We start from the raw sequence: 14534 nt of genomic DNA, 5'->3' as shown, positions 1-14534 counted from the left end.
CCCAGCCCGAACCTGGGAAGTGGTGTTTCAGAGGATTGGCCGCCCCGGGACCGTCCGCGCCGATGCGTGTCCGGTGCTCCCTGCCGAGCGACTAGAGAACACTACTCCTACTCTGCGCCCACGCCAAACGCCCCTGCCCAGGCCTCACCCAGCCCCCACGCGGACCCCCGCCTACCGCCGGCCGCTCGTGCCTCAACGCGGCGTTCATCGTTTGTCTATCGCCTCTCGGCAAGATCCTCACCACAGGGCGCCCGACGCGATGGCGGGCGCCGCGCTCGAGAGAGGTAGCACGGGGACATGAAGGCGACGAGGACGCTGCGGCACATGGCCGTCGGGATGACGGCCGGTGTGCTGGCGCTGGTCGGGACGATGGTGTCGGCGGGGACCGCGCAGGCCGACACCTGGTACGGCTCGAGTTTGAGGGAGCCCGGAGTGCTCTACCCGGGCGATCGCCTCAACGAGGGCGACACCCAGCTGATCATGCAGGGCGACGGCAACCTCGTCCTCTATCGGGTCCCCCCGTTCGGGCCCGCCAATCCGGTGTGGGTCGCCAAGGGGACCTTGGGCTGCGGCACCAAGGCGATCATGCAGGGCGACGGTAACTTCGTCGTCTACGGCGCCTACAACCGCGTCTGCTGGGCCAGCAACACTTTCAAGGCCGACCCCAGCGAGAGGGTCTCCGTGTCGGTCTCGGACCGCGGCGGACTCGAGATCGACTTCTCGGGCGCCACTGAGGGCGCCTGGTCGCACCAGCTCCGTAGCTCGGACCCGTACTAAACCGCCGCCGCCCCGGCCCCCGGCCCCTCACCCCCGCTCGGTGAGCCACCTGACCAGGTCGGCCACCGACCAGCGCTGCCGGGCCGCGAGCCGGTCCGCCGCCGTCCGCAACAGGACCGGCAGGTGGCCGCAGAGGGCGGCCACCTCCGCCGCCGCGTCCGGCTCCTGCCGGATCCTCTCCGTGCCCACGATCCGGGCCAGCAGCTCGTGGGTGTCGTACGGCTCCAGCGGTCCCACCGTCAGCCGTACGGCGCTCCCGGGCAGCACGCCCGGTTCCGCGCCCGCCACCACGACCGCGCAGCCCGCCGTCTCGGGCAGCAGCGGCCGCGGATCGGCCACCCCGTCCAGCAGCACCAGCACGCGCCGCCCGGTGAGCACCTCGCGGTAGCGCACGCCGAGCTCGTCGACACCGGCCCCCGCCGCCGGCTTTTCCCCCAGCGCGCGCGCAGGAACCCCGCGAGCACCGCGTCGGCCTCGCCACCGCCCGCGTACAGCTGACCGTCGGGAAAGGCGTCCTGGACGACGTGCGCGACGTGCACCGCCAACGCCGACGCGCCGCTTCCCGCCGGGCCGAACCTGCCGAACTCAGCCTGCTCGGCGCCCCCGTGGCCTGCCCCGGGCGCGCCCTCCCGGACGGCGCGGAAGCCGTCCGCTGGATGCGCGACCAGGCCGAGGTGCACGCCGCCGTCATCGCGCTCGGCTGCGACGACCCGGCCCTGCCGCTCGACCGCGCCGCCGAACTCGCCGACCGGATGGGCGCCGTGCTCCCGGAGCGCACCCAGACCGGCGTCATCGTCGAACTCGCCGGACTCATCGCGCGGCAAGCCGAAGCCCGCGGCGAGCACGGACCACTCGCCCTCGCCCGCTACCTGCGCGGCAGCATGCTCTGGCACATCAACCGCCACGCCGAGTCCGAGGAGGAGATCCGCCGGGCCGTCGCCCTGTCGGACCGGGACGAACGGACCGAACGCGTGCTCGCCAAGGCCCTGATCACCCTCGGCAGCAACGCCCGCACGCACGGCCGCTACGCCGAGGCCGCCGAACACGCCGGCCGCGCCGCCGACCTGTTCCACCGCCTCGGCGCGCAGCGCGCCGAGGGCAGCGCGCTCGGCGAGTTCGCGTTCAGCGCCGCCCAGACCGGGCGCCTCGACGAGGCCCGGGACGCCGCCGAACGCAGCGCCCGCCTGATGAGCGGCTCCGGACCGGTCTCCGCCGCGATCGGCCGCTACTACCTCGCCCGGGTGCTACGGCTGTGCGGCGGCCCGGAGGCGGCGCTCGACCACGCCGTCGGCGCCCGCGACGAGTTCGCCGCCCTGCAGGTCACCGTCTTCGCCGCCGCGGCCGGCGACCTGGCCGCCCGCATCCACGCCGAAGCCGGCCGCTGGCTGCTCGCCGTCGACGGCGCCGAAGCCGTCCTCCCCCTCGCCCGCAGAACCAGCGCCGCCCTGGAAGCCGCCCTGCTGCGCACCCTCGGCACCGCCCTCACCGGCCTCGGCCGGCCCCGCCAGGCCCGCGCCTGCCTGGCGGACTCCCTGGAGGTGTACGAGCGGCTGGGGCTCGCCGGGGAGGCGGCGCAGGTCAGGGCACTGCTGGAGCGGTAGACGCGAGGTCAACGGCACTGCGGGCTACGCGCGTTGACGGACCGTCTACCGCGCTCCGGGAGCGTGTTCCCCGTCAGGCCCCGGGCCGGCGGCCGCAACGGTCGCCGGCCCGGGGAACCACCACGGATGGGAGGCCCGCCAGATGCCCACGCTCGTACGGAACGGCCAGCTGTGGACGCTCCGGTCGGCGAACGGAACGGTCGCCGACCTGCACCCCGGCCACACCGACCGGGGCTCCCCGGTCCAGTCCCGGGAGCGCAACGGCAGCACCAGCCAGGGCTGGGTCTTCTGGGCCGTGGACGGCGGCTGGGTGCTGGAGACCCAGCTGACCCGGGGGAAGTACGCCCCCGGCCAGGCCCTGGTCCTGCACTACGACCACACCACCCGTCTGACCTCGCTCGCCGACCTGGACGGCCCGAACGGCCGGCCCGAACGGCGCTGGTGCCTGGAGGTCGTCGGGGGCGACTGGCTGCGGATCCGGACCCTGCGCGCCGACGACGGCGACCTCTTCCTCACCGCCGCCGCCCCAGGCTCCCCGCTCACCCTGGCCCGGCGCGACCACGCCGACCCGGCGCAGCGCTGGACGCTCTGAGCCCGCCACCGGGCGCGGTCCGCCGGTCGGCGCCGACCGGCGGACCGGGCCTATCCTCGAGCGCGTGTCCCTCATCAGCCTGCACGACCGGGCCGCGCTCGCCGCCCGGTTCCGCACCGATCCGGCGCTGCACCTCTTCGAACTCGGCGACCTGGACGAGCCCACTTGGCACAACACCGCCTGGTACACCGCCTCCGCCGAGGACGGCCCGGTCGCGCTGCTCTTCAGCGGCGGCGACACCCCCGTGCTGCTCGCCTTCGCCCGGCCCGCCGACGTCCCGCCGCTGGAGGCGCTGCTGGGCGACCTGCGGCCGTTCCTGCCGCGCCGCTTCATGGCCGGGCTGCCGGACGGCGCCGAGCGGGCGCTCGCGCCCGACTACGCGGTCGAGCGCCGGACGCCGCTGCTCCGGATGCTCCTCACCCACGACCTCCCCGCCGACGTCGACCACCAGGCCGAACCGTTGACCGCGGACGACCTCGGCGCCGTCCGCGCCCTGCTGGCCGAGTCCTACCCGGAGGCCTGGTTCGATCCGCGGATGCTGGCGGGCGGCGGCTACACCGGCGTCCGCGAGGACGGGCGGCTGCTGGCGGTGGCCGGGGTGCACGTCCACTCCCCGGTGCAGCGGGTCGCCGTCCTCGGCAACGTGACCACCCACCCGGCCGCCCGCGGGCGCGGCCTCGCCCGGGCCTGCGTCACCGCCCTGTGCCGGCAGCTGGCCGCGACCACCGACCACCTGGGCCTCAACGTCCGCACCGACAACGCCCCGGCGATCCGGCTGTACGAGCGGCTCGGCTTCACCACCGTCGCGACGTACAACGAGCTGGTGCTCAGCGCCTCGTGAGCACCTAGACGGTGCGCTCGATGGTGCCGTGCCAGGTGCGCCGGTAGCCCTCCGAGAGGGGGCCGCCGACCAGGTCGAGGACCTGCCGGGCCGCCCGCGCCAGCGGCTGCGGGTCGCCGTCCCGGCACAGGCGCAGGTGGCCGTCGAGCAGGGCCGGGCCGAGGGCGGGGTCGGCCTCCCGGAGGCGGCGCGGCAGCCACTTGCCGGCGCCGGTCCAGGCGCGGCGGTGGTCGCAGAGCAGGTCGGCGGCGACGGTCAGCACCTCCCCGGCGATCGCCAGGCGCTCCGCGACGCCCCCCGTGTCCCCGGCGGTCATCCCGCCGCCCTCGGCGTCCGCCAGGTCGTCGAGGAGGTCGGTCAGGCCGTAACGCCTGGTCTCCACGGTCTCCGGGGCCAGGGCGGGCGGGCCCTGGCGCAGGTCGGCCTCGGCACGCTGGCGGGCGCGGGCGCCGTGGCCGTCCGGATCGGACAGGAACAGCCCGGTGGCGTACATGCTCTGGAGGACGGCGCGGCGGGAGGCCGCGTCGACGGCGAACAGCTCGGTGAGGCCCGTCCCGGTGTGGACGAAGAGCTCGACCACGCGGCCCTCGTGGCGGACGGTCTCCCGGTAGGTCTCGCCGCCGTCCGCGACCAGCACCGCGAGGTCGAGGTCACTGGTGGCGGTGGCGCGCCCGGTCGCGGCGGAGCCCGCCAGGAGTGCGGACAGCGCGTCCGGGAAGCGGTCGGCCACCAGTCGGCGAGCCTGGTCGATCAGCTGCTGAACCATGGCGGACAGAATCGCACGGACATGATCGAATCAAAGTCGCAGGCCCCGCCCCGCGCCCGGATCACGACTCGATATCCCTTGTCACGGACGGGCGAGAGCCTCGTCACGGACCGGTCAAAACGACGTCAAAGTCGTGGCCCCCAGGGTGCGGGCTGCGCTATGAACGTCCCTCAGGAGGGCCGCCGGACGGTGGTCCGCAAAGACGGGGGACGTCTCATGAAGCCCATCCGCAGCAATCGCCGCGCCCTGGCGCTGGCCTCGCTGGCCGCGGTCGGCGCGCTCACCATGACCGCCTGCAACGACGACGCGTCGTCGTCGGACACCGCGACCACCCCGCCGGTCGCGCCGCCGGCGCCCACCGCTCCGGGCACCGTGGCCCCGTCGCCGAGCGGCGGCGCCATCACCCCGGCCGCGCCGACCTCCGCCCCGGCGGATGGCGCGGCGTCCGGCACGCCCGCCGCGCCCGCGCCGGCCGGCTCCACCCCGGCGCCGGGGACCACGGTCAAGGTCGGCGACGCCGTCACGATCCCGTTCAGCTCGGGCAGCACCAAGGGCACCATCGCGCTCGCGGTCACCTCGATCGAGAAGGGCGACCCGGCCGACCTCACCTCGCTCAACCTGGGCGACAAGGCCAAGGGGCTGGTGCCGTACTACATCCACTACAAGGTCACCAACGCCGGCACCACCGACCTGTCCTTCACCAGCGTCAACCACATGAAGGGCCTGCTGGCGGACGGCACCGAGGCGCAGGAGCTGATGATCATCGGCTCCTTCCCGAAGTGCAAGAGCGACTCGCTGCCCAAGGGCTTCACCAACGGGCAGTCGGCCACCTCCTGCGCGGTGGCGATGTCCCCGGAGGCCTCGAAGGTCGCGGGCGCCGAGTACTGGGGCGACCCGTACACCCTCGGCAAGGGCATCAACTGGAAGTGATCCGTACGGGCTCCCGGGTGGGGCGGCGCACCGCCGTCCCCGCCCGGGGGCCCCGGTTCGTCAGCCGCGCGGCGCCGTCGGGGCGCCGTGGATCCGCAGGAAGGCGTCGACGCCGACCGCCGCGATCCGCCGGACCTCCTCGTCCGGCACCGGGAGGGCGCCCCAGAAGGAGCGGTCGGCGACCGGGTGGAAGGTCAGCAACGTGTACTGCTCGGCGGCCAGCCCGGCGTCCTCGACGGCGAGCAGCCCGCGCGCCGAGAGCGCCTCGAAGTGCGCCGCGAGGCCGCGCAGCGAGGCGATCGGCCCGGCGTCCAGCCAGGCCCCCAGGACGTCGGCCGGGATGTTGGCGACCTCGGCGCGAATCGCCCGGCCGAGCGCCCCGTGGTCCCCGGCGGACAGCACCGCGTGCGCCCGCTCGACCGCGAAGTCGACCAGGTCCTGGCGCAGGTCCACCACCCGGTCGAGGTACTTCGCCATCAAGTCCCGGATCTTCTCGGTCAGTTCCGCCGAGTTCTGCAGCGCCACCGACAGGAAGAGGGTCTCCTTGTCGGGGAAGTGGTTGTAGACCGTGCGCTTGGACACCCCGGCCTCTGCCGCGATCGCGTCCATGCTGGCCCGTACGTACCCCTCGCGGCCGAACACCGCCACCGCGGCCCGGGTGATCGCCTTGCGCTTCTCCGGCCGTCCCGCTCCGCCCGTCGCTGCCACGGTCCACTCCTCCACTGCTTCACCCCGTCGATGAAACTACTCGGTGCAGTGTATCTGCGCCGCCCGCCGGACGGAGCCCGACCCGGACCCGCGACCGAACACGCCTGCCGTGCCGCATAGAATCTCTACACCCGTGTAGAGAAAAACCGGAAGCACCTTTCTCGGATCAGCGGCGATCCGACCGCGCACGGGAACCGGTCGGCCCGCACAGACGTCCAGAACTGGCAGCGCCACGAACGGACTTACGGACGGGCAACCGGCGCGGGCGCCACCGTGGCGCGCGGAACACGGAAGACACCGGGGGTGAGTGCGTGGCGGGGCAGCGAGGACGGTCGTCCGACCAGGGTTCACGGCGGCGGGCGGCGGACAGGCCCGCGGCCCGCCCGAAACGCCCCTTCTCCGGCGGGCCCGCCCTTCCGGCGGTGGCCGCGGTCGGGCTGCCGATCGCGGGCGCGGCGATCAGCGAGCTCTCCGGTCCGGGCATGGGGCTGGCGTTCACGCTGACCGCGGTGCTCGGCACCGGCCTGGCCGCCGCGCTGAGCACCCGCAGCGGCTGGTGGTGGGTGCTCGCCGCCTCCCCGCTGGTCGTCCTGGGCGTGACGGCCGCCGCCGAGCTGCTGGCCAACCGCGAGCTCTACCGGGGCAAGGCGTTGGCCACCGGCACGGCGAAATGGGTGGTGCACGGCTTTCCCGTGATGGCGGAGGCCGCCGCGGCGGCCCTCCTGGTGATCGTGGTCCGGGTGGTCCGGGACCGGAGGAGGCACCGTGGCTGAGCACCCTGGAAACGCCGGGAACCCTCGGAACACGCCGGACCCCGGGAACACGCCGGACCCCGGGAGCGCCGGGCGCGGCGAGCAGCAGGAGGGCGGCCGCGCCGCCGCCCGTAGGTCCGCCCAGGCCCCGGCCCGTACCCGGTCCCCGCTGCTGATCGCGGGCCGGGTGGTGGCCTGCACCGTCGGGCTGGCGGTGTTCGCCGCCAGCGGGGTGGTCTGGTACGAGTACAAGCAGCTCACCGACGGGATGACCACCTCCAACGTCATCGCCGACACGAAGAAGGACGCCCCCAAGCACCTCGACAACTCGGTGAACCTGCTGCTGATCGGCCTGGACAGCCGCAAGAACATGGACGGCTCGGACCTGCCCCCGCAGTTCGTCCAGGACGAGCTGCACGCCGGCCACAGCTCCGACATCGGCGGCTACAACACCAACTCGCTGATCCTGCTGCACATCCCGGCGAACGGCGGCAAGGTGCAGGCGGTCTCCATACCGCGCGACGACTACGTCATGACCTACAACGCCGACGGCTCCCAACTGGGCATGGCCAAGATCAAGGAGGCCTACGGCGCGGCCAAGGAGAAGGCCGACGCGGGTCTGCGGGCCAAGGGGCTCAAGGGGGCCGCCCTGGAGAAGGCGGGCCGCGACATCGGGCGCGCGGCGACCATCCGCACCGTGCAGAAGTTCCTCGACCAGCCCATCGACCACATAGCCGAGGTCAACCTGATGGGCTTCTACGACATCGCCAAGGCGGTCGAGCCGATCCAGGTCTGCCTCACCCACGACACCAAGGACCCGGCCATGGAGGGCCAGGGCTCCGGCGCGGACTTCAAGAAGGGCATCAACACCCTCAACGCCTCCCAGGCGCTCTCCTTCGTCCGCCAGCGCCACAACCTCGACGGCCCCGACGGCAACTCCGGCGACTTCGCGCGCACCCACCGCCAGCAGGCCTTCATCTCCGCCGTGGTGCACAACCTGAAGCAGAAGGGCATCGTCGGCGACCTCGGCAAGATGCAGGAGCTGATGAGCGTCATCCAGAAGGACCTCGTCATCGACAACGAGTGGAACATCCTCGACTTCGCCCAGCAGGCCCCGGCGCTGACCGGCGGGAACGTCGAGTTCAACACCCTGACCTTCGACGGGTTCGGCAGCCGCAACGGCCAGGACGTCAACCTGGTGACCCCGGCGAAGGTCCAGAAGGTCGTCAAGCAGCTGTTCGGCTACGCCGACGCCGCGCCCGCGCCGGCTCCGGAGGGGGGCTCGACCGCCGAGCCCGCGCCGACCCCGACGCCCACCCCCACGCCGACCGCCGCCAAGGCCGTCACCGTGGACGTCTTCAACGCCTCCTCGGCCACCGGGGTCTCCTCCGCCGCGGAGTCCAAGGCCCTGGTCGCGATGGGGTTCAAGGAGGGCCGGACCGGCTCGGCGGCCACCAAGCCGAAGACCACCACCGTCACCTACGGCAAGGGCGCCAAGGACGCCGCCGACCAGATCGCCGCCCGATACGGCGTGACCGCCGCCGCGTCCGCCACCGTCGGCGCGGACCGCGTCGTGGTCACCCTCGGCACCGGCTTCACCGGAGTCGACGCCGACAAGCCCGCCGCCCCGGCCGGCTCCTCCGCCGACCCGGTGGCCAACCTGCCGATGCAGGGCCCCGGCGTCGACGCCCAGTCCGACGGCGGCATCCCCTGCGTCTACTGACCCGCACCTGATCCGCACCGCACCGCCCGCCCGAAGGGGGCTCCCGCACTGGGAGCCCCCTTCGGGCATTCCTCTGGCCCATTTCTCCGTACTCTGTATAGTGTACTGCGTACGGGGTAACCGCCCGGCTGCCACAGCTACCGCGGGTGCCACGTTCTGCCATGGATGCCGACGAGAGGGTTCTCGCTTTGCAGATCACCACCACCGCCGTCTCCCTGACCGTCGAGGACGTCACCGTCTCCGCCGCCTTCCTCCAGCGGCACTTCGGCTACACCGAGGAGATGTCGGCCGACGGCTTCGTCTCGCTCAAGCACCCGGGCGGCGGGGTCAACGTCGTCTACCTGCGGCGCGGCCTGGAGGTCCTGCCGGAGGAGCAGCGCCACCGGATCGCGGACGGCGTGATCCTGGCGTTCGTCGTCGAGGACATCGCCGCCGAGGAGCAGCGGCTGCGCGCGGAGGGGGTCGCGATCACCCTGCCGCTGCGCGAGGAGCCGTGGGGCGAGAAGCTGTTCCAGGTCGCCGACCCGAACGGGGTCGTGATCGAGCTGGTGGAGTGGGCCGAGCAGTAGTCCCGGCCGCCACAACGACCGGCGCCCCCTGTCCCGGCCGGGACAGGGGGCGCCGACGCGTCTCGGGGACCGGTCAGTCCACCGTCCAGGTGTCGTTGCCGGTCAGCAGGGTAGCCAGGTCCCCCGGGCCGCGGTGGGCGGCGGCGGTGGCCAGCTGGCTCGCCATCAGCTCGTCGTAGACGGGCCGTTCGACGCTGCGCAGCACGCCGATCGGCGTGTGGTGCAGGGTGTCCGCGTCGGCGATCCGGGAGAGCGCGAAGGCGGTGGCAGGGCTGGCCGCGTGCGCGTTGTGGACCAGCACGTCCGCCTCGTTCTCCGCCGTGACGGGCGCGGTGAACAGCTCGCCGTCCGGGCCCCGGAAGACGCCGTTGGCGCCGTCCGCGCCGAAGCGGACGGCCTGCCCGTGCTCCAGCCGGATCAGCGCCTCGTCCCGGGTGCCGGCGTCCTTCAGCACCTCGAAGGCGCCGTCGTTGAAGATGTTGCAGTTCTGGTAGATCTCCACCAGCGCCGTGCCCTCGTGCGCGGCGGCCGCCCGCAGCACCGACTGCAGGTGCTGGCGGTCGGAGTCGATGGTGCGCGCGACGAAGGTGGCCTCGGCGCCGAGCGCCAGCGACAGCGGGTTGAACGGCGCGTCCAGCGAACCCATCGGCGTGGACTTGGTGATCTTGCCGAGCTCGCTGGTCGGTGAGTACTGGCCCTTGGTGAGGCCGTAGATCCGGTTGTTGAACAGCAGGATCTTCAGATTGACGTTCCGCCGCAGCGCGTGGATCAGGTGGTTGCCGCCGATCGACAGCGCGTCACCGTCACCCGTCACCACCCACACGCTGAGGTCCTGCCGCGAGGAGGCCAGACCGGTCGCGATCGCCGGCGCCCGCCCGTGGATCGAGTGCACCCCGTAGGTGTTCATGTAGTACGGGAAGCGCGAGGAGCAGCCGATGCCCGAGACGAAGACCGTGTTCTCGCGCTTGATGCCCAGCTCCGGCATGAAGGACTGCACCGCCGCGAGGATCGCGTAGTCCCCGCAGCCGGGACACCAGCGCACCTCCTGGTCGGTCTTGAAGTCCCGCGCGCTCTGCGGCGCTTCGTCCTTCGGCACCAGCCGCAGGGACGGGAAGCGGTGCTCGCTCCGCTCGGTCATCGGTGGTCCTCCTCGTCCAGGGTGCCGATCGCGGCCCACAGCACGTCCGCCAACTGGGCCGCCTTGAACGGCAGTCCGCGCACCTGGTTGTAGGACTCGGCGTCCACCAGGTACTTCGCCCGCAGCAGCAGGGCGAGCTGCCCGAGGTTCATCTCGGGCACGATGACCTTCTCGTAACTCCGCAGCACCGCGCCCAGGTTGGCCGGGAAGGGGTTGAGGTTGCGCAGGTGCGCCTGGGCGACCTCGCCCCCGTCCGCGCGCACCCGGCGCACCGCCGCGGTGATCGGCCCGTACGTCGAGCCCCAGCCGAGGACCAGCACCCGGGCGTCGCCGCTCGGATCGTCCACCTCCACCGGCTTGACGGTGATGCCGTCGACCTTGGCCTGCCGGGTGCGGACCATGAAGTCGTGGTTGGCCGGGTCGTAGGAGATGTTCCCGGTGCCGTCCTGCTTCTCGATGCCGCCGATCCGGTGCTCCAGACCGGCCGTGCCGGGCAGCGCCCAGGGTCGTGCCAGCGTCTTCGGGTCCCGCAGGTACGGCCAGAAGGCGCCGTCCTCGCGGTTCGGGCCGGTCGCGAACTGCGGGTCGATCTCGGGCAGTTCGTCGACCTCGGGGATCCGCCAGGGCTCCGAGCCATTGGCCAGGTAGCCGTCGGAGAGCAGGAAGACCGGAGTGCGGTAGGCGACCGCGATCCGGGCCGCCTCCAGCGCCGCGTCGAAGCACTCGGCGGGCGTGGCCGGGGCGACGATCGGCACCGGCGCCTCGCCGTTGCGCCCGAACATCGCCTGCAGCAGGTCCGCCTGCTCGGTCTTGGTCGGCAGCCCGGTGGAGGGGCCGCCGCGCTGGATGTCCACGACCAGCAGCGGGAGTTCGAGCGACACCGCCAGACCGATCGTCTCGCTCTTGAGCGCCACGCCCGGCCCGGAGGTGGTGGTCACGCCGAGCGCCCCGCCGAACGCGGCGCCGAGCGCGGCACCGATGCCGGCGATCTCGTCCTCCGCCTGGAAGGTGCGCACCCCGAAGTTCTTGTGCTTGCTCAGCTCGTGCAGGATGTCCGAGGCCGGGGTGATCGGGTACGAGCCCAGGTACAGCGGCAGGCCCGAGCGCTGCGCGGCGGCGATCAGCCCGTAGGACAGGGCGAGGTTGCCGGAGATGTTGCGGTAGCGACCGGCCGGGAGCTTGGCCGGCGACACCTCGTAGGAGACCGCGAAGGACTCGGTGGTCTCGCCGAAGTTCCAGCCCGCCCGGAAGGCGTGGATGTTCGCCTCGGCGATCTGCGGCTTCTTCGCGAACTTGCTGCGCAGGAACGACTCCGTGCCGTGCGTGGGCCGGTGGTACATCCAGGACAGCAGGCCCAGGGCGAACATGTTCTTCGCCCGTTCGGCGTCCTTGCGCGCCAGGCCGCTGTCCTTGAGCGCCTCCAGGGTCAGCGTGGTCAGCGGCACCTTGTGCAGGTGGAAGCCGTCCAGCGAGCCGTCGGTCAGCGGGTCCGCCGGGTAACCGACCTTCGCCAGCGCGCGCTTGGTGAACTCGTCGGTGTTGACGATGATCTCCGCGCCGCGCGGGAGGTCCGGCAGGTTCGCCTTCAGCGCGGCCGGGTTCATCGCGACCAGCACGTTCGGGGCGTCGCCCGGGGTCAGGATGTCGTGGTCGGCGAAGTGCAGCTGGAAGGACGAGACGCCCGGCAGGGTGCCGGCGGGGGCCCGGATCTCGGCCGGGAAGTTCGGCAGCGTGGAGAGGTCGTTGCCGAAGGACGCCGTCTCCGAGGTGAACCGGTCACCGGTGAGCTGCATGCCGTCACCGGAGTCGCCGGCGAAGCGGATGATCACCCGGTCGAGTCTGCGGATCGGCTTGGCGCGCCCGGGTGGCGGGCCGCCCGGAGCCGGGGGGCCGGCGGGCACCGTCGAGCCGGAGCGAACGCCGCCGCTCCCCGCCCGGGCCTCGTCGCCGTCCGAGCCGTCCACTGCCTCTGACTGATCGACCTGACTGGTCACTGCCGCGGACCTCCTAGGGCACACCACCGCGGGCGCGGCCCCGTGCCCCGTCCGCTTGGTGCACCTCCCGCATCCTATGCGGGTGGAGTCGGCCAGGGACGGAACTCCCGCGTGCGGCGGGAAATCACCGGCCCGCGCCCGTACCGCACACCACGAAGAACGTCCGACCGCCGGAGATCATTCCGATTCCGGCGGCCGTTCCCGATCCCCCGGCCGGAGTCGGGGCTCCCGGCTAGGAGTTGAGGTACGTCAGCACCGCCAGCACCCGGCGGTGGTCCTCCGGGCTCTGGGCCAGGCCCAACTTGAGGAAGATGTTGCTGACGTGCTTCTCCACCGCGCCGTCGGAGACCACCAGCTGCTTGGCCACCGCGGCGTTGGTGCGGCCCTCGGCCATCAGGGCGAGCACTTCGCGCTCACGCGGGGTGAGATTGGCCAGAACGTCGCCCTTGCGGCTGCGGCTGAGCAGCTGCTGCACGACCTCCGGGTCCAGCGCGGTGCCGCCGTCGGCGACCCGGACCACCGCGTCGGCGAACTCGCGCACCTCGGCGACCCGGTCCTTCAGCAGGTAGCCGACACCTCGGGTGGATCCGGCCAGCAGCTCCGAGGCGTAACGTTCCTCCACGAACTGCGACAGCACTAGCACGTTCAGCTGCGGGTAGCGGCCGCGCAGCTCGACGCAGGCGCGCAGGCCCTCGTCAGTGTGGGTCGGCGGCATCCGCACGTCGGAGACCACCACGTCGGGCAGCGCGTCGGCCGCGGCCAGGTCGTGGATGGTCTTCACCAGGGCTTCGCCGTCCCCAACGCCCGCGACGACCTCCAGGCCGCGATCGGTGAGCAGCCGGGTCAGTCCCTCCCGCAGCAGTACGGAGTCCTCGGCGATGACGACGCGACGCATGGCGACCTTTCCGGCTGGGGTGAGCTGACGGGAGTCAGTCTCCCCCATTCCGGGGGCCGGTCGGCCCGATCCGCGGGTTCTGCCGGGACCGGGGAACCGCGTCACATGGTGCGGATGGCCACCGCGTCGCAGAGGCCCTCCAGGGCCGCCTTCGCCGGGCAGTCCGGCAGCGGGGCGAGCAGTGCGCGGGCCTCCTCGGCCCGGCGCAGCGTCTCGGCGCGGGCGCGCTCCAGCGCGGGGTGGGCCCGCATCAGGCGCAGCGCCTCGGCGTGCAGCTCGTCGTCCGCGAGGTCCTGGGCGAGCAGCTCGCGCAGCCGGGCGTCGTCCTCGTCGGCCGGGTCGGCGGGCATCTGCTGCAGCAGCAGGGTCGGCAGGGTGGGCACGCCCTCGCGCAGGTCGGTGCCGGGGGTCTTGCCGGACTCGTGGCCGTCGCTGGCGATGTCGAGCACGTCGTCGGCCAGCTGGAAGGCGATGCCGATCCGCTCGCCGAACTCGCCGAGGGTGTCCACCAGTGCGGGCTCGGCGCCGGCCATCAGTGCTCCTATCCGGCAGGAGACGGCGATCAGCGAGCCGGTCTTGCCCTCCAGGACGTCCAGGTAGTGCAGCAGCGGGTCCATCTCCGCGCCGGGGCCCCTGGTCTCCAGGATCTGGCCGGTGACCAGCCGCTCGAAGGCCTCGGCCTGCATCCGCACGGCCTCCGGGCCGAGGTCGGCGAGCACCTGGGAGGCGCGGGAGAACAGGAAGTCGCCGGTGAGGATGGCGACCGAGTTGTCCCAGCGGGAGTTCGCGCTCGGCGCGCCGCGGCGCACCGGGGCCTCGTCCATGACGTCGTCGTGGTACAGCGTGGCCAGGTGGGTCAACTCGACGACGACGGCGGCGGGCACCACGCCGGGCGCCCCCGGGTCGCCGAACTGGGCGGCGAGCAGCAGGAGCAGCGGGCGGAAGCGCTTGCCGCCGGCCTCGAGGAGGTGACTGGCGGTGACGGTGATGAAGGGGACGTCGCTCTTGACGGCCTCGCCGAGCGCCGCCTCCACCGCGTCCAGTCCGGCCTGGACGTCCCGGGTCAGGTCGCGGTCCTGCACGCTGAGCCCGAAGGGTTCCACGACGGTCACGAAGACCACTCCTCTGTCCCTGGTCGATCTAGCGGCCTGGTCCCTGAGTGCCGCCGCTGGCCATAAGGCAGGGTATCCGGTCGGGAGTGGATCACTGCACGGGCGTGCGGATCCTGTCATGATCGGGCCGGATGCC

15 protein-coding genes are annotated in these 14534 nt (G+C 72.9%); 8 read left to right on the top strand and 7 right to left on the bottom strand.

The annotated features are described in order from the left end of the window. Nucleotides 1–297: 297 nt before the first annotated feature. Complete coding sequence (locus tag ACZ3TI_RS32955; RefSeq protein WP_465732747.1) at nucleotides 298–777, top strand: hypothetical protein; 480 nt, start codon at nucleotides 298–300, stop codon at nucleotides 775–777. A gap of 27 nt (nucleotides 778–804) precedes the next feature. Here the strand turns inward: ACZ3TI_RS32955 and ACZ3TI_RS32950 are convergent, their stop codons facing one another. Continuing rightward, nucleotides 805–1170: a hypothetical protein gene (locus ACZ3TI_RS32950; protein ID WP_465732745.1), complete on the bottom strand. Its 366-nt coding sequence runs from the start codon at nucleotides 1168–1170 to the stop codon at nucleotides 805–807. A 131-nt stretch (nucleotides 1171–1301) separates the two neighbouring features. Here ACZ3TI_RS32950 and ACZ3TI_RS32945 point away from each other — a divergent pair, with 131 nt between their 5' ends. From ACZ3TI_RS32945 to ACZ3TI_RS32935, 3 genes are all read left to right on the top strand, one after another. Then, nucleotides 1302–2378 (top strand): hypothetical protein, encoded by a 1077-nt coding sequence (locus ACZ3TI_RS32945; protein WP_465732744.1) that lies wholly within the window; start codon nucleotides 1302–1304, stop codon nucleotides 2376–2378. A 142-nt stretch (nucleotides 2379–2520) separates the two neighbouring features. Next, complete coding sequence (locus tag ACZ3TI_RS32940) at nucleotides 2521–2970, top strand: RICIN domain-containing protein (protein ID WP_465732742.1); 450 nt, start codon at nucleotides 2521–2523, stop codon at nucleotides 2968–2970. 64 nt (nucleotides 2971–3034) lie between these two features. Then, nucleotides 3035–3811 (top strand): GNAT family N-acetyltransferase, encoded by a 777-nt coding sequence (locus ACZ3TI_RS32935; RefSeq protein ID WP_465732740.1) that lies wholly within the window; start codon nucleotides 3035–3037, stop codon nucleotides 3809–3811. Nucleotides 3812–3815: 4 nt separating this feature from the next. On the opposite strand, the gene ACZ3TI_RS32930 is transcribed toward ACZ3TI_RS32935, so the two are convergent. Beyond that, on the bottom strand, nucleotides 3816–4577 hold the full coding sequence (locus ACZ3TI_RS32930) for a nucleotidyltransferase domain-containing protein (protein ID WP_465732738.1): 762 nt from the start codon (nucleotides 4575–4577) through the stop codon (nucleotides 3816–3818). A gap of 216 nt (nucleotides 4578–4793) precedes the next feature. Here ACZ3TI_RS32930 and ACZ3TI_RS32925 point away from each other — a divergent pair, with 216 nt between their 5' ends. Then, nucleotides 4794–5507 (top strand): hypothetical protein, encoded by a 714-nt coding sequence (locus ACZ3TI_RS32925; RefSeq protein ID WP_465732736.1) that lies wholly within the window; start codon nucleotides 4794–4796, stop codon nucleotides 5505–5507. Between the two features lie 60 nt (nucleotides 5508–5567). On the opposite strand, the gene ACZ3TI_RS32920 is transcribed toward ACZ3TI_RS32925, so the two are convergent. After that, entirely contained in the window at nucleotides 5568–6215 is a 648-nt protein-coding gene (locus tag ACZ3TI_RS32920; RefSeq protein WP_465732734.1) for a TetR/AcrR family transcriptional regulator, read from the bottom strand. 422 nt (nucleotides 6216–6637) lie between these two features. Here ACZ3TI_RS32920 and ACZ3TI_RS32915 point away from each other — a divergent pair, with 422 nt between their 5' ends. From ACZ3TI_RS32915 to ACZ3TI_RS32905, 3 genes are all read left to right on the top strand, one after another. Then, nucleotides 6638–6988 (top strand): DUF6542 domain-containing protein, encoded by a 351-nt coding sequence (locus ACZ3TI_RS32915; protein WP_465732732.1) that lies wholly within the window; start codon nucleotides 6638–6640, stop codon nucleotides 6986–6988. Continuing rightward, nucleotides 6981–8690 carry an LCP family protein gene (locus tag ACZ3TI_RS32910; RefSeq protein ID WP_465732730.1) on the top strand — a complete coding sequence of 570 codons (1710 nt, stop codon included), beginning with the start codon at nucleotides 6981–6983 and terminating at the stop codon, nucleotides 8688–8690. The genes ACZ3TI_RS32915 and ACZ3TI_RS32910 overlap by 8 nt, the downstream gene beginning before the upstream one ends. A gap of 188 nt (nucleotides 8691–8878) precedes the next feature. After that, nucleotides 8879–9259: a VOC family protein gene (locus ACZ3TI_RS32905; protein ID WP_465732728.1), complete on the top strand. Its 381-nt coding sequence runs from the start codon at nucleotides 8879–8881 to the stop codon at nucleotides 9257–9259. Between the two features lie 73 nt (nucleotides 9260–9332). Here the strand turns inward: ACZ3TI_RS32905 and ACZ3TI_RS32900 are convergent, their stop codons facing one another. From ACZ3TI_RS32900 to ACZ3TI_RS32885, 4 genes are all read right to left on the bottom strand, one after another. Next, nucleotides 9333–10397: a 2-oxoacid:ferredoxin oxidoreductase subunit beta gene (locus ACZ3TI_RS32900; RefSeq protein ID WP_465732726.1), complete on the bottom strand. Its 1065-nt coding sequence runs from the start codon at nucleotides 10395–10397 to the stop codon at nucleotides 9333–9335. Continuing rightward, on the bottom strand, nucleotides 10394–12298 hold the full coding sequence (locus ACZ3TI_RS32895) for a 2-oxoacid:acceptor oxidoreductase subunit alpha (RefSeq protein ID WP_465732763.1): 1905 nt from the start codon (nucleotides 12296–12298) through the stop codon (nucleotides 10394–10396). Before ACZ3TI_RS32895 ends, ACZ3TI_RS32900 begins: the two co-directional genes overlap by 4 nt. Before the next feature lie 325 nt (nucleotides 12299–12623). Then, nucleotides 12624–13286 carry a response regulator gene (locus tag ACZ3TI_RS32890; protein WP_465732724.1) on the bottom strand — a complete coding sequence of 221 codons (663 nt, stop codon included), beginning with the start codon at nucleotides 13284–13286 and terminating at the stop codon, nucleotides 12624–12626. A 101-nt stretch (nucleotides 13287–13387) separates the two neighbouring features. After that, the gene (locus tag ACZ3TI_RS32885) at nucleotides 13388–14398 is read right to left on the bottom strand and encodes a polyprenyl synthetase family protein (protein WP_465732722.1); all 1011 of its coding nucleotides are present in this window, start codon (nucleotides 14396–14398) and stop codon (nucleotides 13388–13390) included. Nucleotides 14399–14534: the final 136 nt, after the last annotated feature.

Source organism: Kitasatospora sp. NPDC023120, assembly GCF_055560835.1.
Note: the sequence above shows the minus strand (reverse complement) of the source record. Positions and strands in the feature narration are given on the sequence as shown.

Coding starts and splice junctions, on each gene's coding strand:
- ACZ3TI_RS32925 (WP_465732736.1), top strand. CDS start 4,794: ATGAAGCCCATCCGCAGCAATCGCCGCGCCCTGGCGCTGGCCTCGCTG.
- ACZ3TI_RS32900 (WP_465732726.1), bottom strand. CDS start 10,397: ATGACCGAGCGGAGCGAGCACCGCTTCCCGTCCCTGCGGCTGGTGCCG.
- ACZ3TI_RS32940 (WP_465732742.1), top strand. CDS start 2,521: ATGCCCACGCTCGTACGGAACGGCCAGCTGTGGACGCTCCGGTCGGCG.
- ACZ3TI_RS32930 (WP_465732738.1), bottom strand. CDS start 4,577: ATGGTTCAGCAGCTGATCGACCAGGCTCGCCGACTGGTGGCCGACCGC.
- ACZ3TI_RS32890 (WP_465732724.1), bottom strand. CDS start 13,286: ATGCGTCGCGTCGTCATCGCCGAGGACTCCGTACTGCTGCGGGAGGGA.
- ACZ3TI_RS32955 (WP_465732747.1), top strand. CDS start 298: ATGAAGGCGACGAGGACGCTGCGGCACATGGCCGTCGGGATGACGGCC.